Consider the following 23,266-nt stretch of genomic DNA (forward strand, 5'->3'; position numbering starts at 1 on the left):
CCCCTACCCTCCCCAAAGGGACGAGGGAGCTATCAGGTGCCGTCGGAATACCCAGCGGCACGCTTTGGCTCCCCTCTCCCGCTTGCGGGAGAGGGGCTGGGGGAGAGGGCGCTTTTCACCCCGTAGCCCGGATGAAATCCGGGAAGCCCCGTACCCGCGCTCCCCTCAACTCGCCGAAGCCGCCTTCGGCAAAATGTCGCTGGAGATCATTTCGCCGAACGGGCTGACATAGCCGCGACTTTCCGGACGCTCCGGCTGGGCCACATCCAGATGCGGGAACAGCAGTTCGGCGACCCGGTACGACTCCTCCAGATGCGGGTAGCCGGAGAAGATGAAGGTGTCGATGCCCAGCTCCGCGTATTCCTTGACCCGCGCCGCCACGGTCGGGCCATCGCCGACCAGGGCGGTGCCGGCGCCGCCGCGCACCAGGCCGACACCGGCCCAGAGGTTCGGCGACACTTCCAGGTTGTCTTTCTTGCCGCCGTGCAGGGCAGCCATGCGCTGTTGGCCGACGGAGTCGAAGCGCGCCAGCGACGCCTGCGCGCGGTCGATGGTGTCCTGATCCAGGTGGCTGATCAGGCGATCCGCCGCCGCCCAGGCTTCCTCGTTGGTCTCGCGCACGATCACGTGCAGGCGAATGCCGAAGCGCACTTCGCGCCCCTGCTTGGCCGCCTTCTCGCGCACCTGGGCGATCTTCTCGGCCACGGCGGCCGGCGGCTCGCCCCAGGTCAGGTACAGCTCGACCTGCTCGGCGGCCAGATCCTGCGCGGCGTCGGAGGAACCACCGAAATACAGCGGCGGACGCGGCTGCTGGATCGGCGGGTAGAGCAGCTTGGCGCCCTTCACCTGGATGTGCTTGCCGGCGTAGTCGACGGTTTCGCCTTCCAGCACGCGGCGCCAGATGCGGGTGAATTCGACGGATGCCTCATAGCGTTCGGCATGCGACAGGTGCAGGCCATCGCCGGCCAGCTCGTCCGGGTCGCCCCCGGTCACCAGGTTGAACAGCGCACGGCCGTTGGACAGACGATCCAGGGTCGCCGCCTGGCGCGCGGCCACGGTCGGCGAAATGATCCCTGGGCGCAGGGCGACGAGGAACTTCAGGTTCTGCGTGAGCGGGATCAGCGAAGCCGCCACCAGCCAGGAATCCTCGCAGGAACGCCCGGTGGGGATCAGTACGCCGCCGAAACCGAGGCGGTCAGCCGCCTGGGCAATCTGCGCCAGATAACCATGGTCGACGGCGCGCGCGCCTTCGGCGGTGCCCAGGTACTTGCCATCACCATGGGTAGGCAGGAACCAGAAGATGTTGAGGCTCATGGAGTTGTCTCCTTGGATTCGCTCCCCTCTCCCACCGGGAGAGGGGCTGGGGGTGAGGGTTCTATTGGGCCTGCGCGACCTTGGCCGGCGGAGTCCAGATCACATCCTTGATGGTCAGCTGCCTGGGGATCAGCTTCAGCTCGGTGAAGGTGTCGGCGATCTTCTGCTGCGCCTCGACCACCTCCGGGGTGATGAACTGCGCGCCATAGCCCTGGCGCTCCACGGCCTGGCGGGTGATCTCCGGGGACAGACCGATCAGCGGCGCGACCTGACTGGTGGCTTCGTCGAGGTTGCCCTTGACCCACTCGCCGACACCGCGAATTTCTTCGACCAGCGCACCGACCACTTGCGGGTTCTTCTCGGCATAGCTGCGGGTCGCCAGGTAGAACTGGTGGTTGTCGACCAAACCGCTGCCGTCACGCAGGGTGCGCGCCTGCAACTGCTTCTCGGCGGCGGACTGGAAGGGATCCCAGATCACCCAGGCATCGACACTGCCACGCTCGAAGGCAGCGCGGGCATCGGCCGGCGGCAGGTAGATTGGGGTGATGTCGCCGTACTTGAGGCCGGCGTCTTCCAGCGCGCGCACCAGCAGGTAATGCACGTTGGAACCCTTGTTCAGGGCGACCTTCTTGCCCTTGAGCTCAGCTACCGATTGGATCGGCGAGTCCTTGGGTACGAGGATCGCCTCGCCCGTTGGCGCCGGCGGCTCGTGGGCGACGTAAAGCAGGTCGGCGCCAGTCGCCTGAGCGAACACCGGCGGGGTTTCCCCGGTGACGCCAAAGTCCACGGAGCCAACGTTGAGCCCTTCGAGCAACTGCGGGCCACCCGGGAACTCCGTCCACTTGACCTCCACGCCCTGCTCGGCCAGGCGTTTTTCCAGGGTGCCCTTGGCCTTGAGCAGCACCAGGGTGCCGTATTTCTGGTAGCCGATACGCAACGTCTCGGCCTGAGCTTGAGTGATGGCGCCGAAGGAAATGGCCGCAGCAAACAGGGCGACCAGGCTTCGACGCAAAGTAATGGTGCGCATGGCGCTCTCCCTTTGCGGTGATGTCTTGGTTGGCAACCTGCTTGCCCGTTGGCGGGCGAGTAAGGCGAGGTGTTACGGGGTGAATCAAATACTCCAGCGGGCGTTTACCAGCCGGTCGTTCAATAGGTTCGGGTCGATCGGCTTCGGCCGTCGCGCCAGGGCTGCGCCCAATTGTTCCAGCGCATCATCGAGGCGTTCGCGCAATTCGTCGTCGATCTGCGCGGGCCTGTCTCCTTCCGGGTAGGCAATCTGTTTGTCCACAGCGAACACACCGGAGAGCATTTCCTGTGCCTTCAGCGCGGCCAGCACCGGCTTGAGCGCGTAGTCCACCGCCAGCAGATGCGCCGGGCTGCCACCACTGGCCAGGGGTAGAACCACCTTGTGCGCCAGGGCGCGCTCGGGCAGCAGATCCAGCAACACCTTCAACGCACCCGTGAACGACGCCTTGTACACCGGCGTACCGACCACCAAGCCATCGGCGCTGGCCACCACGGCCTGCAGCTGCTGAACAGCCGGGCTGTCGAAGCGCGCATGCAGCAGATCTTCAGCCGGGAAGTCGCGCACCTTGAGCAAGCTCACTTCCACCCGCTGCGCCTCGAGACGCTGGCGTACATAATCCAGCAGCACCTCGGTGCGCGAACGCGCCGCAGGGCTGCCGGAGAGCAACACGACGTGCATGATGATTCCTTAAGCGTTTTTACGATCTCGCGAGCTAGAGCCATACAAGGCAAAACCGGGCGAGGGCGCGGAGTTTACGAGCTGTAAATGAGCAGTCCGAGCCCGGTTTTAACGCAGTAGGGCCGACGCGCAGCAGATCGCTCCTTATTTGTTCGGCTGCGGGGTCAGGCGCAGATAAGGTTTCACCGCGCGATAACCTTTCGGGAAGCGCTGAGCGATCTCGGCTTCATCCTTCAGCGATGGCACGATCACCACCTCATCACCGTCCTGCCAGTTGGCCGGGGTGGCCACCTTGTAGTTGTCGGTCAGTTGCAGCGAATCGACGACGCGCAGGATTTCGTGGAAATTGCGCCCGGTACTGGCCGGATAGGTGATGGTCAGGCGCACCTTCTTGTTCGGGTCGATGATGAACAGCGAGCGCACGGTCAGGGTGTCGTTGGCGTTCGGGTGGATCAGGTCGTAGAGGTCGGATACCTTGCGGTCGGCATCGGCGATGATCGGGAAATTGACCGCCGTGTTCTGCGTCTCGTTGATGTCGTCGATCCACTTGATGTGCGAATCCACCGGGTCGACGGACAGGGCAATGGCCTTGACGCCGCGCTTGGCAAATTCATCCTTGAGCTTGGCGGTGAAGCCCAGTTCGGTGGTGCACACCGGGGTGAAGTCAGCCGGATGGTAGAAAAGGATGCCCCAGCTGTCGCCCAGCCACTCGTGAAAACGAATGCGGCCTTCGCTGGAGTCCTGCTCGAAGTCGGGGGCGATATCGCCCAGGCGGATGGTCATGATCGTGCTCCTTGGCAGTCGCTTGCGTGGTGCTCACTATGCTCAGGAACGAAACGAAACAAAAAGAATAAATAACGATTTATTTATAACTAAAGAATATTTCGATTCACTCGCCACACCCTCCTCAAGCCACCACATGGCGCCTGCCGAACAGCGCGCCCGGCCATCACAGCCCCGCCAGCCCAGTGGGTGGCGACGCGCAACAGCGCCGCCACGCAATGCACCGAATAACCCACCACTCAACCCAACAGATGCGCCACCAGCCCGACGACAGCGCACCCGGCAATGGTCTCGATCACCCCACGCTTGAAACCCAGCAACGCCACGCCCGCACCGAGGGTGATCAGCGCCGACACCCAATCGAACGCCCCGGCAAAGCCCTCCGGCCAGAGCACGTGATACCCGAAGAACAGCGCCAGGTTGAGGATCACCCCGACCACCGCAGCGGTGATGCCGGTCAGCGGCGCGGTGAACTTCAACTGACCATGGGTCGACTCCACCAACGGCCCGCCGGCGAGGATGAACAGGAACGACGGCAGGAAGGTGAACCAGGTGACCAGCACCGCAGCCAGCGCGCCACTGGCAAAGGCCGAATCGCCCCCGAACACCGGCTGGCCGTAGGCGCCAACGAATGCGACGAACGCCACCAGCATGATCAGCGGCCCCGGCGTGGTCTCACCGAGGGCCAGGCCATCGATCATCTGCCGGGGCGTCAGCCAGCCGAAGTGGTCGATGGCGCCCTGGTACACGTAAGGCAACACCGCATAGGCACCGCCGAACGTAAGCAGCGCCGCCTTGGTGAAGAACCAGCCCATCTGCGTCAGCGTGCCCTGCCAGCCGAATGCCAGGGTCAACAGGCCCATCGGCAGCAGCCAGAGCAGCGCGCCGACCAGCAGGATCAGCGCCAGGCGGCTGGAGCGAAAATGCGTATGCGCCAGGCGCGTCTCGTCATCGATCAGCGCCGGGGCATGCGCCCCACTCGCCTCGCCATGCCCGGCACCAAGCGCAAAGTGCTGCGGCGCCAGCCGCCCGCCGATATAGCCCACCAGCGCCGCACCGAGCACGATCAGCGGGAACGGCAACTGCAACGCAAAAATGGCGACGAAAGCCGCTGCTGCAATGGCCCACAGCCAGACGTTCTTCAACACCCGCCCGCCGATGCGCCAGGCCGCCTGCACCACGATGGCCGTCACCGCCGGCTTGATGCCGTAGAAAATCCCCGCCACCAACGGCACATCGCCGAACACCAGATAGACCCAGGACAGCACGATCAGGATCAACAGCGAAGGCAGCACGAACAACGCCCCGGCGATCACCCCGCCCCAGGTGCGGTGCATCAGCCAGCCGATATAGGTGGCCAACTGCTGCGCCTCCGGCCCGGGCAGCAACATGCAGTAGTTCAGCGCATGCAGAAAACGCCGCTCGGACAACCAGCGGCGCTTCTCCACCAACTCCTGGTGCATGATAGAAATCTGCCCCGCCGGCCCACCGAAACTGATCAACCCCAGCTTCAGCCAGAACCAGAACGCCTGCAGCAGACTGACCGGAACAGGGCGTTCAGACGAATCGGACATCGGAGGGCTCCATCAGCGGATAAATCGACCGGGCACTATAACCGTGAAACATGACAGCCTTGCGACAGCGTACGAAAAACCACCAGCCAAGCGCAGCCCTTGCCTCACCTGGCCTGGACGCGTTTTCCCGCATCTTATCCACAGCGCTTTCCCCAGATTCTGTGCACGACACCCGGCAACATGCCCGCACCCTGCCCCGCTGTTGAAAACATGATCCAAGTGATTGATTAAAAGCGATATTCCGCCCGACGATAACGCCAGCAAAGCGTCATTGGGCAAAAACTGAGCGGCCTGCCGAGACCCGCTTGAATGCTAGGCGCAGAGGGCTTTTGCAAAGGTTATCCACAGCGCTGTTAACAGAATTTGTGGGTGGGTTTGGGAAGGCCTGGATAGCCGACTCTGGCGCGAGAAAACAACCGAGAGGGCATTTTGCTCGCGAAGCGTGGACAGCCTCGCGTTGATGGAATAGCAAGTAGCCCGGACAACCTCGCCCCACAGTGGATGAAAACCTACGTAGAAATACCCGCCGCGTAGGGTGGACAATGCGGAGCTTGTCCACCATGCCACGTGTCGGAACAGCAACTAGGCTGGTTAGTGCAAAGCAATACCCAGAGCAATTGCGGTGATGGGTTTCGCGTTGCTCTACCCATCCTACGGTCGTTGATCGGCACACATCCGCAGTCTCTGGCGGACTGCTCGCTTCGCGACGAGCGGCCCGCGTCCAGGGCAGCCCTACTTCAGCCCACCTTCGCTGGCGAAGCATCCTCAAAGCGATTCACCTGGCGCAGGCTCTTGAAGCCGAGCATCCAGCCGCCGGTGACGGTCAGGGTGCAGGCGCAGCCGATCAGCGCTGCCGGCACCACGCCGAACCAGGCGGCGCTGGTGCCGGCGCGGAATTCGCCCAGTTCGTTGGAAGAGCCGATAAACAGCATGTTCACCGCATTGACCCGGCCGCGCATGGCGTCCGGGGTGGAGAACTGCACCAGGGATGAGCGGATGTACATGCTCACCATGTCCGCACCGCCGGCCACCACCAGCGCAGCGAACGACAGCCAGAACAGGCTGGACAGGGCAAACACCAGATTGGCCACGCCGAACAACGCCACCGCGCCGAACATCACCAGCCCGACATTACGGTTGAAGGGTTTCATGCTCAGGTACAGCCCCACCGATACCTCACCGATGGCCATGGCGCTGCGCAGCAGGCCGAGGCCGGTCGGGCCGACTTCCAGCACTTCCTGGGCATAGATGGGCAGCAGTGCGATCACGCCGCCGAGCAGCACCGCGAACAGGTCCAGCGAGATGGTGCCGAGGATGATCGGGCGCGTGCGGATAAAGTGGATGCCGGCGGTGAAGCGCGCCCAGGCAGTGGCTTCCAGTGCCTGCATTTTCTCGGCATAGCGTACCGGCACCCGCAGCAGCAACACGCAGCCGGCGAGGAAGCAGGCCAGGCACACCGAGTAGGTCAGCCCGCCACCGCCGATGGCATACAGACCACCGCCGATCACCGGGCCGGAAATGGTCGCGACGCGCATGATCATGCTGTTGGCGGCAATGGCCGCCGCCAGGCGCTCGCGCGGCACGATCTGTGGCAGCAGGCTGGACAACGCCGGCCCGGTGAAGGCACGGCCGCAGCCATACAGCACCAGCACCGCGTAGTACCAACTGACAGCCGCCTCGCTCAGCGACAGCCACAGCAGCGCTGCCGCGCACACCCCTTCGACCAGCCAGCTGAGCATGAGGATCAGCTTGCGGTCGTAGCGGTCGATCAGGTCGCCGGCCGGCATCAGCAGCACCAGCATGGGGATGAACTGGGCCAGGCCGACATAGGCCAGCGACAGCGGGTCGCGGGTCAGGTCATAGACCTGCCAGGCCACCACAACGGCCTGGATCTGTACGGCGAAGACCACGACGATGCGGGCAATGAGAAACGCCAGGAAACCGGGAAGACGATAAACGGAAGCGGGAACAGCAGCAGACACGACGCGAACCTCGAGGCATGACCGGGAAGTTCCGGTCGAGGTGGGCCGGCCAATCTACGGCAAAGTTCCGCCACGGGGCAAACCGATGAACAGGCTGTTGCGCAGGTTGCTCCATTGCGAGGTGGCGACCGAAATATTTTGGCCAGGGTCAACGAATCTCGTGCAGTCGCGGCTGAAGCCCCTCCCACACGCCATAAGGCTGCGGGCGCTATGGTTCAACCCACAAACCCGTAGGAGGCGCTTTAGCGGCGAGCCGTCCTATCGCGGCTAAAGCCGCTCCTACGGGGAATAGTGTGAAGACATCTACGGCAGACGACTTTGGTAGCCTTGTCTGCACGCCTGCATATTTGCCCTTTTACGGAAGCCCCACCATGCCTCTGAGCCCCGACGAACTCGCGCAGATCAGCGCCCTGACCCTGGCCCACTACCAGAGCAGCGCCGAGGACTTTCGCGAAGGCACGCGCGACCATGACGTGAGCCAGAACATCGCTGCGCTGCTGCGGCATATCGAGGGCGAGAAGCCCTGGCGCATCCTCGATTTCGGCTGCGGGCCGGGGCGTGACCTGCGCACCTTCAGCGGCCTCGGCCACGAAGCCATCGGCCTGGATGGCTGCGCCGAGTTCGTCGCCATGGCGCGTGCCGACAGCGGCTGCGAGGTGTGGCAGCAGAGCTTCCTCGAACTGGAGCTGCCGGCCGGGCATTTCGACGGCATCTTCGCCAACGCCAGCCTGTTCCATGTGCCGGATCAGGAACTGCCGCGCGTACTCGGCCAACTGCACACGGCGCTCAAACCGGGCGGCGTGCTGTTCAGCTCCAACCCGCGTGGCGAGAATCAGGAAGGCTGGAACGGCCCGCGCTACGGCAGTTATCACGATCTGGAACGCTGGCGCGCGCGGCTCACGACGGCCGGTTTCGTCGAGCTGGAACATTACTACCGCCCCACCGGCCTGCCTCGCGATCAGCAGCCCTGGCTGGCCAGTGTCTGGCGGCGCAGCTGATCTCAACCGGATTGACTTATAAGTCAGGTTTTGGCCTGATGCAGCACGCACATCGCCATCTACCCCCGGCCTGAGCCCCGCCATGATGGCTTGGCCAGTCACCGGCGTGCATCGCGCCCATCGCTATATACAAACAAATATAACGAAGTAGTATGGCTGCGTGATTCATCAACGCCCCCACAGACCGGAGCAACGAGATGCAGGTACGCGAAATTCCCATGATCAAGACAGTGCAACGCAGCCTGCTCGGCCTCGCCCTGCTGTTCACCGGCGGCGTGGCGGCCGATGAGGTCAAGGTCGCCGTCGCCGCCAACTTCACCGCGCCCATGCAGGCCATCGCGCCGGCATTCGAGAAGGCCACCGGTCATACGCTGGTCGCCTCATTCGGTGCCACCGGGCAGTTCTATGCGCAGATCAACAACGGCGCGCCCTTCGATGTATTCCTCAGCGCCGACGACACGACGCCAGCCAGACTGGAGCGCGAGGGCGCGACCGTGCCCGGCTCGCGTTTCACCTACGCCATCGGCAGCCTGGTGCTGTGGTCGGCCGATGCCAGCTACCTCGACGGCACGGACGCCGCGCTCAGGGCTGGCCAGTTCCGGCACCTGGCCATCGCCAACCCGAAGACGGCGCCCTATGGCCTGGCCGCAACGCAGGTACTGGCCAGGCTGGGGCTGAGCGAGGCGGTGCAGGGCAAGCTGGTCGAGGGCCAGAACATCACCCAGACGCATCAGTTCGTCTCCACCGGTAATGCCGAGCTGGGTTTCGTCGCGCTGTCGCAGGTGTATACGGACGGCAAACTCGGCAGCGGCTCGGCCTGGATCGTGCCGGCGACCCTGTACGACCCGATCAGGCAGGACGCGGTGATCCTCAAGCCGGGCATGAACAATCCGGCCGCAGCGGCACTGGTCGAGTACCTGAAAGGCCCGGAAGCCGCCAGGGTGATCGAGTCGTTCGGCTATAAACTGTAATCCCCGTAGCCCGGATGAAATCCGGGGGCCAGTTGCCTGAGCGGGCCCCGGATTGCATCCGGGCTACGTTTGTCCAGACGCCAGGTGCCGGAATCTGACCATGCCGCTGTCGAAGAATGACCTCGACGCCATCCTCCTGACCCTGGAGCTGGCTTCGCTGACCACCGTGCTGCTGCTGATCATCGGTACGCCGATTGCCTGGTGGCTGGCGCGCACCGACTCCTGGCTCAAACGCCCGGTCGGCGCCGTGGTGGCGCTGCCGCTGGTGCTGCCACCGACGGTGATCGGCTTCTACCTGCTGGTGAGCATGGGCCCCAACGGCTTTTTCGGACAACTGACGCAGAGCCTTGGTCTCGGCACCTTCACCTTTACCTTCACCGGCCTGGTGATCGGCTCGATCTTCTACTCGCTGCCCTTCGTCGTGCAGCCGCTGCAGAACGCCTTCGAGGCCATTGGCCGTGCTCCGCTGGAAGCGGCGGCGACCCTGCGCGCCAGCCCCTGGGACAGCTTCTTCAGCGTGGTGCTGCCACTGGCGCGGCCCGGCTTCATCACTGCCGCGATTCTCAGCTTCGCCCATACCATCGGCGAGTTCGGCGTGGTGCTGATGATCGGCGGCAATATCCCTGGCAAGACCCAGGTGGTGTCGGTACAGATCTACAACCATGTCGAAGCCATGGAATACGCCCAGGCGCACTGGCTGGCCGGCGGCATGCTGGCGTTCTCCTTCATCGTTCTACTCACGCTGTACAGCGGGCGCAGCCATAAGATGAGGGCGCTGTGATGTTCGGTTTCGGCAAGCGCCCGGCAGCGGTCGTCGCTGACGATGGGCGCATTCATGCGCGTTTTCTAGTCAGGCATGCGGGCTTTACCCTGGATGTCGACCTCGACCTGCCCGGGCGCGGCGTCACTGCGCTGTTCGGCCATTCCGGCTCGGGCAAGACCAGCTGCCTGCGCTGCTTCGCCGGGCTGGATCGCCCGCAGCAGGGCTATCTGCAGGTGGCCGGCGAGCGCTGGCAGGACAGTGCGTGCGGTTTTTTTCTGCCGGCGCACGAACGTGCCATCGGCTACGTATTCCAGGATGCCAACCTGTTCCCGCACCTGAGCGTGCGCCAGAACCTGGCGTACGGCCAGCGGCGCATCCCGCCGGAGCAGCGCAAGGTGGCGCTGGATCAGGCGCTGCAATTGCTCGGCATCGGTCACTTGCTCGAGCGCATGCCCTCGGCGCTGTCCGGCGGCGAACGCCAGCGCGTCGGCATCGCCCGTGCACTGGTGACCAGCCCGCGCCTGCTGCTGATGGACGAGCCACTGGCCTCGCTCGATCTCAAGCGCAAGCAGGAGGTGCTGCCCTACCTGCAGCGCCTGCACGAGGAGCTGGACATCCCCGTGCTCTACGTCAGCCATGCGCCGGACGAAGTGGCGCGCCTGGCCGATCACCTGGTGCTGCTCGATGAAGGCCAGGTACGCGCCAGCGGCCCGCTCAAGGACATCCTGCTGCGGCCCGACCTGCCCTTCGCCAGCGAGGACGATGCCGAAGCGGTGATCGAGGGTGAGGTCTGCGGCCATGATGCCGCCTACCACCTGCTGCATCTGCGTCTGCCCGGCAGCGAAGCCCAGTTGCGCCTACCTCATGCAGCACTGCCTGACGGGCACCGGGTACGGGTGAAGATCAAGGCACGTGACGTCAGCCTCAGCCTGCAGCACGCCGAGGGCAGCAGCCTGCTCAATCGGCTGCCGGTGCAGGTGGACAGTTGCCAGGCGCTGGACGCGCAGATGCTGCTGACCCTGCGCCTGGGTGAACAGCGCCTGCTGGCACGCATCACCCGCTATTCATTCGATCAGTTGGGCGTTCATGTCGGCCAGGCGCTCTGGGCGCAGATCAAGTCGGTGTCACTGCTCGCGCCCTAGGGTGCGCCGCGCGCACCGAGCACACGCAGATGCCGCAGGTTCGTAGCCCGGATGCAATCCGGAGCGATCAAACGCCCCCGGGCAACTCCAGATGTTCCGGCCCGATCTCGGCGTTGCCGGCCAGCAGCAGGGCGAAGTGGATGACGTTCTCCAGCTCGCGGGTGTTGCCCGGCCAACTGTGCGCCTCCAGCACGGCCTGCGCCGCCGGGCTGATCGACGGAATGCCCAGGCCCAGGCGCGAGGCGTGGATGCCGAGGAAGTATTCGGCCAGCGGCAGAATATCGCCGACGCGCTGACGCAGCGCCGGGAACAGAAACTGGCCATCGCACAGATAGGCGTACAGGCGCTCGTCGAAAGTGCCGGCAGCCACCGTACGCGCCAGGTCGATGCTGCTCGCCGCCAGCAGACGCACATCCACCGGCAGCGCCTGACTGGCGCCGACGCGATACACCTCGCGGGTTTCCAGCGCGGCCAGCAGCTTGCTCTGCAGAGGCCGCGAGAGGTCGGCGATCTCATCCAGGTAGAGCGTGCCGCCATTGGCCGAACCGAACCAGCCGGCGCGGCTGCTGGCGGCGCCGACATGGGCGCCTGCAACATGGCCGAACAGCTCGGCCTCGCCCCATTGCGGGCTGATCGCCGCGCAGCTCACGGCCACGAACAGGCCGGCGCGCTCACTGTGGCGATGGATGTAGCGCGCCAGCAATTCCTTGCCGGTGCCGGTCTCGCCAAGGATCAGCAGCGGCTGGCCATTGCCCGCCAAGGCTTCAGCACGCTCGCGCAACTGGCGCGAACGCGCATCGACGAATACCAGCGCCTTGGCGCGAATGCTCAGCGGGCTCTTGTCCGCGTCGGCAAAGGTCAGCGGTGCCGGAAAGTCGGCTGAAAAACTCATGACGTGCAGCTCCAAGGCCACACCTCACTGGGCGTAGCCTGTACGTGAAGAAAAAAGAGCGGGCGGCTGCCTGGCCCGACCCCGCTCTGAAAATGGTGTGACGTGGTGACCGGCTCAGGCGCGTAGGCGCGACTGCTGTTCGATGCGGCTCTGCAGGCGATACAGATAGCCGAAGCCCTGCTCCCAGTAACGGTGCCCGGACTTCACGTTGATATGCCCGGCACCAGTGAGAATCGCCGCCTCGCTGCCCCAGGCCCGCGCCAGCTCCATGGCACGCAGGGCGCTGGCTGCGGCATCGTTGTCGGAACCCACCAACAGGCTGGGAAAAGGCAGCAGATCACGCGGCATCGGTGCGAAATTCTGCAGCGGTGCGGGGCAGCCCGGCCGCTCGACATCGGCCGGCGCGACCAGCAGCGCGCCGCGCACACGGCGCAGCAGTTCGACCGGTGCCTGCGCGGCCCAATGCGCCACCGTCACGCAGCCCAGGCTATGGGCGATGAGGATGAGCGGACGCGGATCGTCGGCGACTGCCTGGTTCAACGCGGTGACCCAGTCGCCACGTTGCGGGTTGAGCCAGTCCTTCTGCTCCACACGCGCGCTGTTCGGCAGGCTGCGCTGCCAATGGCTTTGCCAGTGTTCTTCGGGTGAGCCCTGCCAGCCCGGCAGGATCAGATAACGGATTGCTTCGCTGCCCATGACGGCGCCTCCTTGAATCGAATGGCGTCAGTCTAGGCAGCACGAATAAATTACAAAAAGAATAAGAACTTATTTACTTATTCCAAAAATTCAATAAATCGCATCACGCCTTATATTTCCAAAAAGCATATAAATGTTCTTAAACAATATTTTTAAGAATATTTCCGTCTCTCTACTATCCGCTCCACGCCAGCGTCGGTACTCCATACCGCCGCCGTGGCGACCTATTCACAAGGAGCCTGGAAATGACCGCGACGCTGAGAAACCTCGAAGGCCAGGATGAAGCCAGCATCCTGCGCGAGATTCAGACCGCCCTGCATGGCCTGAAATTCGGTTCGGTGGAAATCACCGTGCACAACGGCCAGGTCGTGCAGATCGAGCGCAAGGAAAAGATCCGCCTGCAACAACCGAGTACCAAGAACAGCTGACACATGATGCGGCCCGACTGGACCACCAGAGGGCTCGAGAAAGATCGCCCCGCCTGACAGCCAATACGCCAACACAAGAATTTCACAGTTAGGAGCTGCACCATGTCCCTTCGTCGTTTTGCCCTGGCCGCGCTGGCCAGCAGTCTGATCGCCGGCCCGGTGGCCGCCGCACAAACCCTGCTCAACGTGTCCTACGACCCGACCCGTGAGCTGTACAGCGAATTCAACGCCGCCTTCAACAAGCACTGGCAGGCCCAGGGCAATGAAGCGGTGACCATCCAGCAATCCCACGGTGGCTCGGGCAAGCAGGCCCGTGCGGTGATCGACGGCCTGCGCGCCGACGTGGTGACCCTGGCCCTGGCCGGCGATATCGACGAGCTGTACAAGATCGGCAAGCTGATCCCGCAGAACTGGCAGGAGCGCCTGCCGGACGCCAGCACCCCCTACACCTCGACCATCGTGTTCCTGGTGCGCAAGGGCAACCCGAAAGGCCTGAAGGACTGGGATGACCTGGTCAAGCCGGGCGTGGAAGTGATCACCCCGAACCCGAAAACCTCCGGTGGTGCACGCTGGAACTTCCTCGCTGCCTGGGCCTATGCCCAGCAGAAGTACGGCAGCGAAGCCGAGGCCAAGGCCTTTACCGAGAAGCTCTACAAGAACGTCCCGGTGCTCGATACCGGCGCCCGCGGCTCGACCATCACCTTCGTCAACAACGGCATCGGCGACGTGCTGCTGGCCTGGGAGAACGAGGCCTTCCTGGCGCTCAAGGAAGAAGGCGGGGAGAACTTCGAGATCGTCGCGCCGTCGCTGTCGATCCTCGCCGAACCGCCGGTAAGCGTGGTCGATCAGAACGTCGACAAGAAAGGCACCCGCAAAGTCGCCGAGGCCTACCTCAACTACCTGTACAGCGAGGAAGGCCAGCGCATCGCCGCCAAGCACTTCTACCGCCCACGCAACCAGGCGGTGGCGGCCGAGTTCGCCAAGCAGTTCCCGCAGCTCAAGCTGGTAACCATCGACGCTGACTTCGATGGCTGGAAAACCGCTCAGCCGAAGTTCTTCAACGACGGCGGCGTGTTCGACCAGATCTACCAAGCCCAGTGATTGCCACGGCGCGTCCGCCCATGTAGGGCGGATGCAGCCGCAAGATCGTCGCAGCCAGTGGCGGGTTCCACCCGCCCTACCAAGGAGCTTGCATGTCTCGCCGCACTTCCCCCGTCATACCCGGCTTCGGGCTGACGCTGGGTTACACCCTGGTGTACCTCAGCCTGTTGGTGCTGATTCCCCTGGGTGCCATGTTCGTCCACGCGGCCCAGCTCACCTGGGATCAGTTCTGGGCCATCATTTCCTCACCGCGCGTGCTGGCCGCCCTGAAACTTAGCTTCGGCACGGCCTTTCTCGCGGCCATCATCAACGGCGTGATCGGTACCCTGCTGGCCTGGGTGCTGGTGCGCTACACCTTCCCCGGCCGCAAGATCATCGAAGCGATGATCGACCTGCCCTTCGCCCTGCCCACAGCCGTTGCCGGTATCGCCCTGACCGCGCTCTATGCGCCCAACGGTCTGATCGGCCAGTTCGCCACGTCCCTGGGCTTCAAGATCGCCTACACCCCGCTGGGTATCACCCTGGCACTGACCTTCGTCACCCTGCCCTTCGTCGTGCGCACCCTGCAGCCGGTGCTGGCCGACATCCCCCGCGAGGTCGAGGAAGCCGCCGCCTGCCTCGGTGCCAAGCCATTACAGGTGGCGCGCCACGTGCTGCTGCCGGCGCTGCTGCCAGCCTGGCTGACCGGCTTCGCCCTGGCCTTCGCCCGTGGCGTTGGTGAATACGGCTCGGTGATCTTCATCGCCGGCAATATGCCGATGAAGACCGAGATCCTGCCCCTGCTGATCATGGTGCAACTGGACCAGTACAACTACGCCGGCGCCACCGCCATCGGCGTGCTGATGCTGGTGGTGTCGTTCGTCCTGCTGCTGCTGATCAACCTGCTGCAGCGCCGCATCAGCCGTTCTTGAGGAGCCAGGCATGTCATCTGCAACCCTGACGGCCAGCGCCGTCAACAACGCCGCGCGTCGCGGCAACCCCCTGGGCCGCCGCCTGCTGATCATCTCGGCCTGGCTGGTGTTCGCCTTCTTCCTGCTGCTGCCGTTGTTCGTGGTGGCGACCGAGGCGCTCAAGCAGGGCGTCGGCGTGTTCGTCAGCTCGATCCTCGAACCCGATGCCGTCAGCGCGCTGAAACTGACCCTGCTCGCCGTGGGCATCGCCGTGCCACTCAACCTGGTGTTCGGCGTAGCCGCCGCCTGGTGTGTGAGCAAGTACGAGTTTCGCGGCAAGAGCATTCTGGTGACCCTGATCGACCTACCGTTCTCGGTGTCGCCGGTGATCGCCGGTCTGATCTACGTGCTGCTGTTCGGCGCCCAGGGCTTCTTCGGCCCCTGGCTGCGCGAGCACGACATCCAGATCATCTTCGCCCTGCCCGGCATCGTCCTGGCGACCATCTTCGTCACCGTGCCCTTCGTCGCCCGCGAGCTGATCCCGCTGATGCAGGAACAGGGCACGCAGGAGGAAGAGGCCGCGCGCCTGCTCGGTGCCAACGGCTGGCAGATGTTCTGGCACGTGACCCTGCCCAATATCAAATGGGGCCTGATCTACGGCGTGGTGCTGTGCACCGCCCGGGCGATGGGCGAGTTCGGCGCGGTATCGGTGGTCTCCGGGCACATCCGCGGCTACACCAACACGCTGCCGCTGCATGTCGAGATTCTCTATAACGAATACAATCACGTCGCCGCCTTCAGCGTTGCAAGCCTGCTGCTGCTTCTGGCGCTGTTCATCCTGCTGCTCAAGCAGTGGAGCGAATCCCGTATCAACCGCCGCAAAGCCAGTGCTGGCGAGGAATAAACATGAGTATCGAAATCCGTAACGTCAGCAAGAACTTCAATGCGTTCAAGGCGCTGAACGAGATCAACCTGAACATCCAGAGCGGCGAACTGGTCGCCCTGCTCGGCCCGTCCGGCTGCGGCAAGACCACCCTGCTGCGCATCATCGCCGGCCTGGAAACCCCGGACAGCGGCACCATCGAGTTCCACGGCGAGGACGTCTCCAACCACGACGTGCGTGATCGCAACGTCGGCTTCGTGTTCCAGCACTACGCGCTGTTTCGCCATATGACGGTGTTCGATAACGTCGCTTTCGGCCTGCGCATGAAGCCCAAGGGTCAGCGCCCGAGCGAAGAGGTGATCAAGCGCAAGGTCCACGAACTGCTCGACCTGGTGCAGCTCGACTGGCTCGGCGATCGCTACCCGGAGCAGCTCTCCGGCGGTCAGCGCCAGCGTATCGCCCTGGCCCGCGCCCTGGCCGTGGAGCCGCGCGTACTGCTGCTCGACGAACCCTTCGGCGCGCTGGATGCCAAGGTGCGCAAGGAGCTGCGCCGCTGGCTGGCGCGCCTGCACGAGGACGTGCACCTGACCAGCGTATTCGTCACCCACGACCAGGAAGAAGCCATGGAAGTGGCCGACCGCATCGTGGTGATGAACAAGGGCGTGATCGAGCAGATCGGTACACCGGCCGAGGTTTACGAGAATCCAGCCAGCGATTTCGTCTACCACTTCCTCGGTGATGCCAATCGCCTGTATGTGGGCAACGATCATCACGTGCTGTTCCGCCCGCACGAGGTCGACCTGTCCAGCGAACCGAGCCCGGAGCACAAGGCCGGCGAGGTGCGCGACATTCGTCTGCTCGGCGCCATCACCCGCATTACGCTGAAGGTCGAGGGCCAGGACGAGCTGATCGAGGCCGAGGTGGCCAAGGATCACCTGAGCCTGAACAACCTGGGCCGTGGCACCACGCTGTACTTCAAGCCCAAGGGCGGCAAGCCGGTGAGCAACCCGGCCGGCTGATCGCTCGCTGCCCGGAGCCGAACACGCTCCGGGCGCCCCTCACGTGTGGCTGCCAGCGGCGGGCAGGCAGCCGCATCGCTCGCCTGTGCAAGCCGCCCCCGCCTCAGCGCATCTGCCCTTTGCAGTCCCACCCAGCGCTGATACCAACAGCATCGAGCGCCCGCACAATCTGACGAAAAGCCCATGAACGGTAGCGATTTCCGACGAAATCACTCTTTTGGGTCATGCTACAGGGCGTCCGACGCAGTAGTCTTGGCGCTGCGTCCTTGACGCTGCCCACTGCATACCTGCTCAAAACAATAACAAGGAGCACCCCGGATGCGCTGTAAAGCACTGTTACGCCATGCCGTTCTCTGGACGCTGGGCGTCTTCATCGGGCTCTCGCCGATGAACATCGCCCACGCCGTCAGCCTGCAGGAACAGATTCAGATACACGCCAGCCGCGCCACCAGCAGCCTGATGCTGTTACGTGGCGAAGGTTTCCAGAAGACTCACCAGCAACGCCTGGACGCCGACCTGACCGCGCTGGCGGGTGCCATGCAGAGCCTGGCGCAAGGCAACGCCGCACTTACCAGCGCCCATCAGGCACTCGTTACCCAATTGCGCAACGGTGTTTCCTATGGCCCCGGCGAAGAGAACGTACCCTGGCGCTTCACCGAAGACCTGAGCCGTGCCCTGCGCGATTTTCTCAGCGCCGCACGCGCCCTACCCGGCGCCGAAGGCCAGAGCGAGCTGGCGGCGAAGATCGAATACCTCAGCGTGCAATACCTCAGCCGCTCCTACCTGGGCAACTTCGAGATCGCCCGCGAGCAGCCCGACACCTACCTCGGCCAGGACGAACGCCTGCTGCTGCCGGCCATCGACAAAGAGCTGCAGGCACTCCCGGCACAGTCCGATCCGCAGGTGGTCAAACTGCAGACCCGCTGGAGCTATCTGCGCACGGCACTGGCCGACATGAACAGCCAGAGCAACGCCCTGCAGAGCGTCTCCGGCCGCCCCTTCGCGCCCATCACCGTGGATCGCCACACCCGCGCGATGACGGCGCAATGGATGGCGATGTTCTAGAAAGTCTCGCGGCTGAAGCCCCTCCCACAGCCTCTCAAGCTTGTGGGGGGCTTCAGCCGCGCTCCGGTGACTTCATAGGAGCCGCGCCCCGCGGCGAATCATGCCGGCAACGCCAATCGAGCGTCACGGCGACGATCATTTCGCGCCGGGGCGGCGCTCCTGCGGGTAGGGCAGACTCAGGCCAGCGCCTTCTTCTCGCGGATGCAGGTCGGCCCGGCGCGCTCCACCACGGCCTGCTCGACGTCCTTGCGCAGACCGAGCAGAAAGGCCAGCTCAGCGACCACGAACAGCGGGCCGACCACCAAGCCCATGACGTCATCGACGAACGCCGGCTTGCGTCCTTCGTAGTAGTGCCCGATGAACTGGATGATCCAGCCGATCACGAACAGGCCAATGCCTGCCGTCAGCCACAGGGCAGTGGAGGCAACCGCCAGGCTGGCGCCCGCCCATAGGCACAGCCCCAGCAACGCGGTCATGAGCAGGCCGAAGCGGGTGTCCAGACGCAGGTAGAACCATGCCGACGCCAACGCCACCAGTGTGGCCGGCGCCAGCCACAGGCCAGCGATTTCGAAACCGGGCCGCGACAGCAGCACGGCGACAGCCAGCACGATCATCGGGATGCCGATGAAATGGCTGGCGATATTGCGCCGGTCGCGGTGGTAGGCGGCATACTGCGCCAGGTGATCGACGAGGGTTTTCATTGTTATCGTCCTCAGGTGTGAAACGGGCCTGAGCATGATCGCCTCGCCCAACGCCGTCGCACTGTCGGCTAGCCGACAATGGCTGCTGCGGCCACAGCCTACAGGAGTCGTAATGCCCGATCCGCGTCACTACCTCGGCCAGCTGAGCCAGGGTCACTGGTTCGCTGCGCTGCCCCAGGCGCTGCGTCATACCCTGCTGAACATGGCCCAGGTGCAGCGCCTGGATGCCGGCCAGCGGCTGTTTCACCGTGGCGACAAACCCAGTGGGCTGTATGCGGTGGTCGAAGGCGCGGTGCGCGTCGGTGCGGTCAGCGAAACCGGCAAGGAGGCGCTGCTGACCCTGGTCGAGCCGCCCTACTGGTTCGGCGAGATTTCCCTGTTCGATGGCCTGCCGCGCACCCACGATGCCTTCGCCGACAGCGCCAGCACCCTGCTGCTGTTGCCGCAGGCCGGACTGCTCGCCCTGCTCGAACGCGAGCCGCAGCACTGGCGCGACTTCGCCCTGCTGATGAGCCACAAGCTGCGTCTGGCCTTTATCGCCCTGGAAGACATGAGCCTGCTGCCGGCCGCACCCCGCCTGGCTCGGCGCCTGCTGTTGATCGCCGAGAACTACGGCGAGAGCGAGCCACGCCGCGTGCTGCACCTGGCCCAGGAACAACTGGCGCTGATGCTCTCGCTGTCACGCCAGACCACCAACCAGATTCTCAAGGAGCTGCAGGCGCAGGGCGTGGTGCAACTCACCTATGGCGAGATCGAGATTCTCGACTTCGAGCACCTGCGCCGCCTGGCCACCTGAACCGCTGGCCTCCTGCCACTGTCCAAGCCCTGTCGTGTTTTCCGCCAAAAGAACCGTATCGATGCCAGACAATGCCCACGCTCCACTGCCCGCCGTGCTCGCCGGCCCGCTGCTGCGCCGCCTGGAGCCCGGCCGCCTGGTGCTGTGGCTGGTGGCCAGTGGCGAGCTGAACCTGCACCTGTGGCTGCAGCCCGAAGGCCAGGCGCCGCAAACCCATGCCCTGCACGCGCACTGTCAGCAGTTGCCGCTGGGCCGGCATGCCGTGCTGCACCTGATCGACCTGCCGCTTGCCGAGGCACTTCCGCAGGACACGCGCATCGCCTACGACCTGCAGATCATCGACAGCGCAGGCGCGAAAGGCATGCGCGACTGGGCGCCGCACCTGCTCTACGACGGCGCTGAGCACGCTGATTTCGTCCTGCGCGCGCGGGTCGACCAGTTGCTCCATGGTTCCTGCCGCAAACCGCATCACGCCGCGACGGATGGCCTGCTCTGCGCCGACCGCCTGCTGGCCGAGCCTCACGACGCCAGGCAACGCCCGGCGCTGCTGCTGATGAGCGGCGATCAGGTCTACGTCGATGACGTCGCCGGGCCGCTGCTGTGCGCCATCCACCAACTGATCGCCCGCCTCGGCCTGTTCGACGAGTTTCTCCAGGGCGCCGTGATCGAAGACAGCCAGGCGCTCTACGCCAACCCGGTGGGCTACTACCAACGCGCCGACCTGCTGCCGGCGGTGAAGAGCAACCAGACCCTACGCGACAAGTTCTTCGGCGGTGTGGAGAAACCCGTCTTCACCAGCAGCAGTGCCGACAACCATCTGGTGACCTTCGCCGAGATGATCGCCATGTACCTGCTGGTCTGGTCGCCTGTGCCCTGGACGCTGATCAGCGAACAGCAGCCGCCGCTGAGCGCAGAACAGCAGCAGCGTTATGCCCGTGAGCGCGAACGCATCGATGCCTTCCGCCAGAGCCTCGGCCAGGCTGCACGGGTGTTCGCCCACCTGCCGACGCTGATGATCTTCGACGACCACGACGTCACCGATGACTGGAACCTCTCCGCGCGCTGGGAGCAGACCGCCTACGGCCACCCCTTTTCCAAGCGCATCATCGGCAATGCCCTGCTTGCCTACCTGCTGTGCCAGGGCTGGGGCAACAATCCCGATGTATTCGATGAGCCGCTGCAGGCCTTTGCCGACCTGCTGCAGCAGCGCCAGAACGAGCATCTGCGGGCCGCAGCGCAGGACGCGCTGATCGACCAGTTGCTGCACTTCGAACAATGGCATTACGTGCTGCCCACCACGCCGGCCTTGTTGGTGCTCGACACCCGCACGCGTCGCTGGCGCAGTGAAGGGCATCTGTCGAAACCCTCGGGGCTGATGGACTGGGAGGCGCTGTGCGACTTCCAGCAGGCACTGCTCGATCACCCCAGTTGCATCATCGTCTCGCCCGCGCCGATGTTCGGCGTGAAGCTGATCGAGGGCATCCAGAAGCTGTTCACCTACGCCGGCCACCCGCTGATGGTCGATGCGGAAAACTGGATGGCCCATCGCGGCGCGGCCAGCGTGATACTGAACATCTTCCGCCACTCGCGTACGCCGGGGGATTTCGTCATTCTCTCCGGCGACGTGCACTACTCCTTCGTCTACCGCGTGAGCATCCGCCACAAGCGTGCCAGCCCGACCATCTGGCAGATCACCAGCAGCGGCATCAAGAACGAATTTCCGGCCAGGCTGCTGGACTGGTTCGACCGCCTCAATCGCTGGCTCTACGCGCCTTGGTCGCCGCTCAACTGGCTGACCAAACGCCGGCGCATGCGCGTCACCCCGCTGATCCCCGACCGCAGCCGCTCCGGCGAACGCCTGTGGAACGGCGCCGGCCTCGGCCAGGTGTTCTTCGACGAGCAGGGCCGACCCAAGCGCATCCTCCAGCTCAATGCCGATGGCTCGAAGCCGGTGACGTTCATCAGCGAACGCGAAGAGCGGCCGGCCCACGCCACTACGCCTCGCAGTCGCAATGCTGCGCCTTAGGCTGTGCACGAAAAGGGCCCGCGCTCGGTGATGCTGCGTTGAAAACGGGCTCGTGCGCGAGCCCGAGCAATCAGTTCGACGACCTTTCGCCCAGCCCTCAGGAAAACGCCCCATCACAGCTGAGGGCTTGTGGCACTCAGCGCAGCTTCTCCAGCATCTGGTAGTACCACATGCCGGCGGCCAGCATCGGGTTGCCGAGCTGGTCGCCCAGCGGCACCTTGATGTGCTTGCAGGCGGCGAAGGTGTCGTACTGCTCCAGGTCGCCGGTGATGGCCTTGGCCATGATCTCGCCCATGATGTGGGTGGTCGCCACGCCATGGCCGGAGTAGCCCTGGCAGTACCAGACGTTGGACGAGAGCTTGCCCAGCTGCGGGATGCGGTTCATCACGATGCCCATGGCGCAGCTCCACTGGAAATCGATCTGCACGCCCTTGAGCTGCGGGAAGGTGCGCTCGATGCACGGGCGCAGCTCGCCGGCGATGTCGCGTGAGTCGCGCCCGGAGTAGTTGGCACCGCCGCCGAACAGCAGGCGGCCATCGCCGGTCAGGCGGTAGTAGTCGAGCACGAAGCGGCAGTCGTACACCGCCAGGTCATGTGGGTTGATCGCCTCGATCAGCTCGGCGCCCAGCGGCGCGGTGGTGACGATGCCACCCATGGCCGGGAAGATCATGCCCTTGAGCCTGCGCCGCTCCAGCTTGTGGTAGACGTCGCCGGCCAGCAGCACCTGTTTGGCCTCGATCCGCCCGCCCGTGGTGACCACCGCCGGGCGCGGGCCGTGGACGATATCCAGCACCTGGGAGTGTTCGAAGATCAGCGCGCCCAGGCTCTCGGCGGCCTTGGCCTCGCCGAGGCACAGGTTGAGCGGGTGCAGGTGCATGTTGCGGGTGTTCTTCAGCGCGCCGCAGTACAGCTCGCTGCCCAGTTGCGCACGCACGCCAGCGGCGTCGAGCAGGGTGACATCGGCTTCCATGCCACGGCGCAGCGCTTCCTCGTAGGTCGCCTTGAGCTCGTCCATATGGCTGGCTTTCATCGCCGTATGCAGATGGCCGTGCTTGAGGTCGCAGTCGATGCCGTACTTGGCCACACGGCTCTTGATGATCTCGTGGCCGCGCCAGCGCAGGTGCCAGATGAAGTCGTCCACTTCATCGCCCAGCGTGTTGCGCATCTGCTTGCGCATGGCCTCGTCGCCGGACAGGCTGCCGGTGACCTGGCCACCGTTGCGCCCGCTGGCGCCCCAGCCGACCTTGTGGGTCTCCACCACGGCCACCTTGAGGCCACGCTCGGCCAGCTCCACCGCCGTGGCGATGCCGGTAAAGCCACCACCGATGATGGCCACGTCGACGGTGACACTGCCCTGCAGCGTCGGGTAGTCGCTCTCGAAGTTGAGCGAGGCCGAGTAATAGGAGGGCGCGCGCTCGGCGGCGGGTTTGGCGGGTTGCTTGATCATGTTCATTGCATGTCCTTGTGGCGGCAAGCCGCCGTAGGGTGCGCTGTGCGCACAGTTGAATCCGTATTCGCAGACAAGTCCGCTCCCACA

Annotated in this window: 22 protein-coding genes; 12 read left to right on the top strand and 10 right to left on the bottom strand. The window is 64.5% G+C overall.

What is annotated here, in order from left to right:
* Window positions 1-165 precede the first annotated feature (165 nt).
* The 6 genes from ssuD to J7655_RS20450 all read right to left on the bottom strand — a co-directional run bounded on the left by ssuD (window position 166) and on the right by J7655_RS20450 (window position 7,358).
* A complete protein-coding gene (gene ssuD, locus J7655_RS20425) occupies window positions 166-1,314 on the bottom strand; it encodes an FMNH2-dependent alkanesulfonate monooxygenase (RefSeq protein ID WP_230925970.1) in 1,149 nt (382 codons plus the stop codon).
* A gap of 61 nt (window positions 1,315-1,375) precedes the next feature.
* Window positions 1,376-2,341, bottom strand: coding sequence for a sulfonate ABC transporter substrate-binding protein (locus tag J7655_RS20430; RefSeq protein ID WP_230925971.1), 966 nt, complete (start codon window positions 2,339-2,341; stop codon window positions 1,376-1,378).
* 84 nt (window positions 2,342-2,425) lie between these two features.
* Window positions 2,426-3,019: an NADPH-dependent FMN reductase gene (ssuE, locus tag J7655_RS20435; RefSeq protein ID WP_230925972.1), complete on the bottom strand. Its 594-nt coding sequence runs from the start codon at window positions 3,017-3,019 to the stop codon at window positions 2,426-2,428.
* 144 nt (window positions 3,020-3,163) lie between these two features.
* Window positions 3,164-3,802, bottom strand: coding sequence for a peroxiredoxin (locus J7655_RS20440; protein WP_230925973.1), 639 nt, complete (start codon window positions 3,800-3,802; stop codon window positions 3,164-3,166).
* Window positions 3,803-4,041: 239 nt separating this feature from the next.
* Window positions 4,042-5,376, bottom strand: coding sequence for a chromate efflux transporter (gene chrA / locus J7655_RS20445; RefSeq protein WP_230925974.1), 1,335 nt, complete (start codon window positions 5,374-5,376; stop codon window positions 4,042-4,044).
* 737 nt (window positions 5,377-6,113) lie between these two features.
* The gene (locus J7655_RS20450; protein WP_230925975.1) at window positions 6,114-7,358 is read right to left on the bottom strand and encodes an MFS transporter; all 1,245 of its coding nucleotides are present in this window, start codon (window positions 7,356-7,358) and stop codon (window positions 6,114-6,116) included.
* Between the two features lie 371 nt (window positions 7,359-7,729).
* On the opposite strand from J7655_RS20450, the gene J7655_RS20455 reads away from it, so the two are divergent.
* From J7655_RS20455 to modC, 4 genes are all read left to right on the top strand, one after another.
* The gene (locus J7655_RS20455; RefSeq protein WP_230925976.1) at window positions 7,730-8,356 is read left to right on the top strand and encodes a class I SAM-dependent methyltransferase; all 627 of its coding nucleotides are present in this window, start codon (window positions 7,730-7,732) and stop codon (window positions 8,354-8,356) included.
* A 218-nt stretch (window positions 8,357-8,574) separates the two neighbouring features.
* The gene (gene modA, locus J7655_RS20460) at window positions 8,575-9,327 is read left to right on the top strand and encodes a molybdate ABC transporter substrate-binding protein (protein WP_230927768.1); all 753 of its coding nucleotides are present in this window, start codon (window positions 8,575-8,577) and stop codon (window positions 9,325-9,327) included.
* 100 nt (window positions 9,328-9,427) lie between these two features.
* Complete coding sequence (gene modB / locus J7655_RS20465) at window positions 9,428-10,108, top strand: molybdate ABC transporter permease subunit (protein WP_279531808.1); 681 nt, start codon at window positions 9,428-9,430, stop codon at window positions 10,106-10,108.
* Window positions 10,108-11,232, top strand: a complete 1,125-nt coding sequence (gene modC, locus J7655_RS20470; protein ID WP_230927770.1) for a molybdenum ABC transporter ATP-binding protein — start codon at window positions 10,108-10,110, stop codon at window positions 11,230-11,232. The genes modB and modC overlap by 1 nt, the downstream gene beginning before the upstream one ends.
* A gap of 67 nt (window positions 11,233-11,299) precedes the next feature.
* Here modC and J7655_RS20475 read toward each other — a convergent pair whose 3' ends face one another.
* Together J7655_RS20475 and J7655_RS20480 are read right to left on the bottom strand one after the other, a co-directional pair.
* Window positions 11,300-12,124: a sigma 54-interacting transcriptional regulator gene (locus J7655_RS20475; RefSeq protein WP_230925977.1), complete on the bottom strand. Its 825-nt coding sequence runs from the start codon at window positions 12,122-12,124 to the stop codon at window positions 11,300-11,302.
* A 114-nt stretch (window positions 12,125-12,238) separates the two neighbouring features.
* On the bottom strand, window positions 12,239-12,820 hold the full coding sequence (locus J7655_RS20480; RefSeq protein ID WP_230925978.1) for an RBBP9/YdeN family alpha/beta hydrolase: 582 nt from the start codon (window positions 12,818-12,820) through the stop codon (window positions 12,239-12,241).
* A 245-nt stretch (window positions 12,821-13,065) separates the two neighbouring features.
* Between J7655_RS20480 and oscA the strand changes: the two genes are divergently transcribed.
* The 6 genes from oscA to J7655_RS20510 all read left to right on the top strand — a co-directional run bounded on the left by oscA (window position 13,066) and on the right by J7655_RS20510 (window position 18,206).
* Window positions 13,066-13,248, top strand: a complete 183-nt coding sequence (gene oscA, locus J7655_RS20485) for a sulfur starvation response protein OscA (RefSeq protein WP_003464528.1) — start codon at window positions 13,066-13,068, stop codon at window positions 13,246-13,248.
* A gap of 102 nt (window positions 13,249-13,350) precedes the next feature.
* Window positions 13,351-14,349: a sulfate ABC transporter substrate-binding protein gene (locus J7655_RS20490; protein WP_143511024.1), complete on the top strand. Its 999-nt coding sequence runs from the start codon at window positions 13,351-13,353 to the stop codon at window positions 14,347-14,349.
* A gap of 92 nt (window positions 14,350-14,441) precedes the next feature.
* The gene (gene cysT, locus J7655_RS20495) at window positions 14,442-15,260 is read left to right on the top strand and encodes a sulfate ABC transporter permease subunit CysT (RefSeq protein WP_230925979.1); all 819 of its coding nucleotides are present in this window, start codon (window positions 14,442-14,444) and stop codon (window positions 15,258-15,260) included.
* A 10-nt stretch (window positions 15,261-15,270) separates the two neighbouring features.
* On the top strand, window positions 15,271-16,143 hold the full coding sequence (cysW, locus tag J7655_RS20500; RefSeq protein ID WP_230925980.1) for a sulfate ABC transporter permease subunit CysW: 873 nt from the start codon (window positions 15,271-15,273) through the stop codon (window positions 16,141-16,143).
* Window positions 16,144-16,145: 2 nt separating this feature from the next.
* On the top strand, window positions 16,146-17,141 hold the full coding sequence (locus J7655_RS20505; protein WP_230925981.1) for a sulfate/molybdate ABC transporter ATP-binding protein: 996 nt from the start codon (window positions 16,146-16,148) through the stop codon (window positions 17,139-17,141).
* A 318-nt stretch (window positions 17,142-17,459) separates the two neighbouring features.
* The gene (locus J7655_RS20510; RefSeq protein WP_230925982.1) at window positions 17,460-18,206 is read left to right on the top strand and encodes a hypothetical protein; all 747 of its coding nucleotides are present in this window, start codon (window positions 17,460-17,462) and stop codon (window positions 18,204-18,206) included.
* A 176-nt stretch (window positions 18,207-18,382) separates the two neighbouring features.
* Here J7655_RS20510 and J7655_RS20515 read toward each other — a convergent pair whose 3' ends face one another.
* The gene (locus tag J7655_RS20515) at window positions 18,383-18,907 is read right to left on the bottom strand and encodes an Mpo1 family 2-hydroxy fatty acid dioxygenase (protein WP_230925983.1); all 525 of its coding nucleotides are present in this window, start codon (window positions 18,905-18,907) and stop codon (window positions 18,383-18,385) included.
* A 112-nt stretch (window positions 18,908-19,019) separates the two neighbouring features.
* Here J7655_RS20515 and J7655_RS20520 point away from each other — a divergent pair, with 112 nt between their 5' ends.
* Both J7655_RS20520 and J7655_RS20525 read left to right on the top strand, forming a co-directional pair.
* A complete protein-coding gene (locus tag J7655_RS20520) occupies window positions 19,020-19,703 on the top strand; it encodes a Crp/Fnr family transcriptional regulator (protein WP_230925984.1) in 684 nt (227 codons plus the stop codon).
* Between the two features lie 61 nt (window positions 19,704-19,764).
* Complete coding sequence (locus J7655_RS20525; protein WP_230925985.1) at window positions 19,765-21,729, top strand: alkaline phosphatase D family protein; 1,965 nt, start codon at window positions 19,765-19,767, stop codon at window positions 21,727-21,729.
* 136 nt (window positions 21,730-21,865) lie between these two features.
* Here the strand turns inward: J7655_RS20525 and J7655_RS20530 are convergent, their stop codons facing one another.
* Window positions 21,866-23,176 carry an NAD(P)/FAD-dependent oxidoreductase gene (locus J7655_RS20530; RefSeq protein ID WP_230927771.1) on the bottom strand — a complete coding sequence of 437 codons (1,311 nt, stop codon included), beginning with the start codon at window positions 23,174-23,176 and terminating at the stop codon, window positions 21,866-21,868.
* Window positions 23,177-23,266 lie beyond the last annotated feature (90 nt).

It is taken from the genome of Pseudomonas wenzhouensis, assembly GCF_021029445.1.
Lineage (GTDB): Bacteria > Pseudomonadota > Gammaproteobacteria > Pseudomonadales > Pseudomonadaceae > Aquipseudomonas > Aquipseudomonas wenzhouensis.

Coding starts and splice junctions, on each gene's coding strand:
- ssuD (WP_230925970.1), bottom strand. CDS start 1,314: ATGAGCCTCAACATCTTCTGGTTCCTGCCTACCCATGGTGATGGCAAG.
- J7655_RS20430 (WP_230925971.1), bottom strand. CDS start 2,341: ATGCGCACCATTACTTTGCGTCGAAGCCTGGTCGCCCTGTTTGCTGCG.
- ssuE (WP_230925972.1), bottom strand. CDS start 3,019: ATGCACGTCGTGTTGCTCTCCGGCAGCCCTGCGGCGCGTTCGCGCACC.
- J7655_RS20440 (WP_230925973.1), bottom strand. CDS start 3,802: ATGACCATCCGCCTGGGCGATATCGCCCCCGACTTCGAGCAGGACTCC.
- chrA (WP_230925974.1), bottom strand. CDS start 5,376: ATGTCCGATTCGTCTGAACGCCCTGTTCCGGTCAGTCTGCTGCAGGCG.
- J7655_RS20455 (WP_230925976.1), top strand. CDS start 7,730: ATGCCTCTGAGCCCCGACGAACTCGCGCAGATCAGCGCCCTGACCCTG.
- modA (WP_230927768.1), top strand. CDS start 8,575: ATGATCAAGACAGTGCAACGCAGCCTGCTCGGCCTCGCCCTGCTGTTC.
- modB (WP_279531808.1), top strand. CDS start 9,428: ATGCCGCTGTCGAAGAATGACCTCGACGCCATCCTCCTGACCCTGGAG.
- modC (WP_230927770.1), top strand. CDS start 10,108: ATGTTCGGTTTCGGCAAGCGCCCGGCAGCGGTCGTCGCTGACGATGGG.
- J7655_RS20475 (WP_230925977.1), bottom strand. CDS start 12,124: ATGAGTTTTTCAGCCGACTTTCCGGCACCGCTGACCTTTGCCGACGCG.
- J7655_RS20480 (WP_230925978.1), bottom strand. CDS start 12,820: ATGGGCAGCGAAGCAATCCGTTATCTGATCCTGCCGGGCTGGCAGGGC.
- oscA (WP_003464528.1), top strand. CDS start 13,066: ATGACCGCGACGCTGAGAAACCTCGAAGGCCAGGATGAAGCCAGCATC.
- J7655_RS20490 (WP_143511024.1), top strand. CDS start 13,351: ATGTCCCTTCGTCGTTTTGCCCTGGCCGCGCTGGCCAGCAGTCTGATC.
- cysT (WP_230925979.1), top strand. CDS start 14,442: ATGTCTCGCCGCACTTCCCCCGTCATACCCGGCTTCGGGCTGACGCTG.
- cysW (WP_230925980.1), top strand. CDS start 15,271: ATGTCATCTGCAACCCTGACGGCCAGCGCCGTCAACAACGCCGCGCGT.
- J7655_RS20505 (WP_230925981.1), top strand. CDS start 16,146: ATGAGTATCGAAATCCGTAACGTCAGCAAGAACTTCAATGCGTTCAAG.
- J7655_RS20510 (WP_230925982.1), top strand. CDS start 17,460: ATGCGCTGTAAAGCACTGTTACGCCATGCCGTTCTCTGGACGCTGGGC.
- J7655_RS20515 (WP_230925983.1), bottom strand. CDS start 18,907: ATGAAAACCCTCGTCGATCACCTGGCGCAGTATGCCGCCTACCACCGC.
- J7655_RS20520 (WP_230925984.1), top strand. CDS start 19,020: ATGCCCGATCCGCGTCACTACCTCGGCCAGCTGAGCCAGGGTCACTGG.
- J7655_RS20525 (WP_230925985.1), top strand. CDS start 19,765: ATGCCAGACAATGCCCACGCTCCACTGCCCGCCGTGCTCGCCGGCCCG.
- J7655_RS20530 (WP_230927771.1), bottom strand. CDS start 23,176: ATGATCAAGCAACCCGCCAAACCCGCCGCCGAGCGCGCGCCCTCCTAT.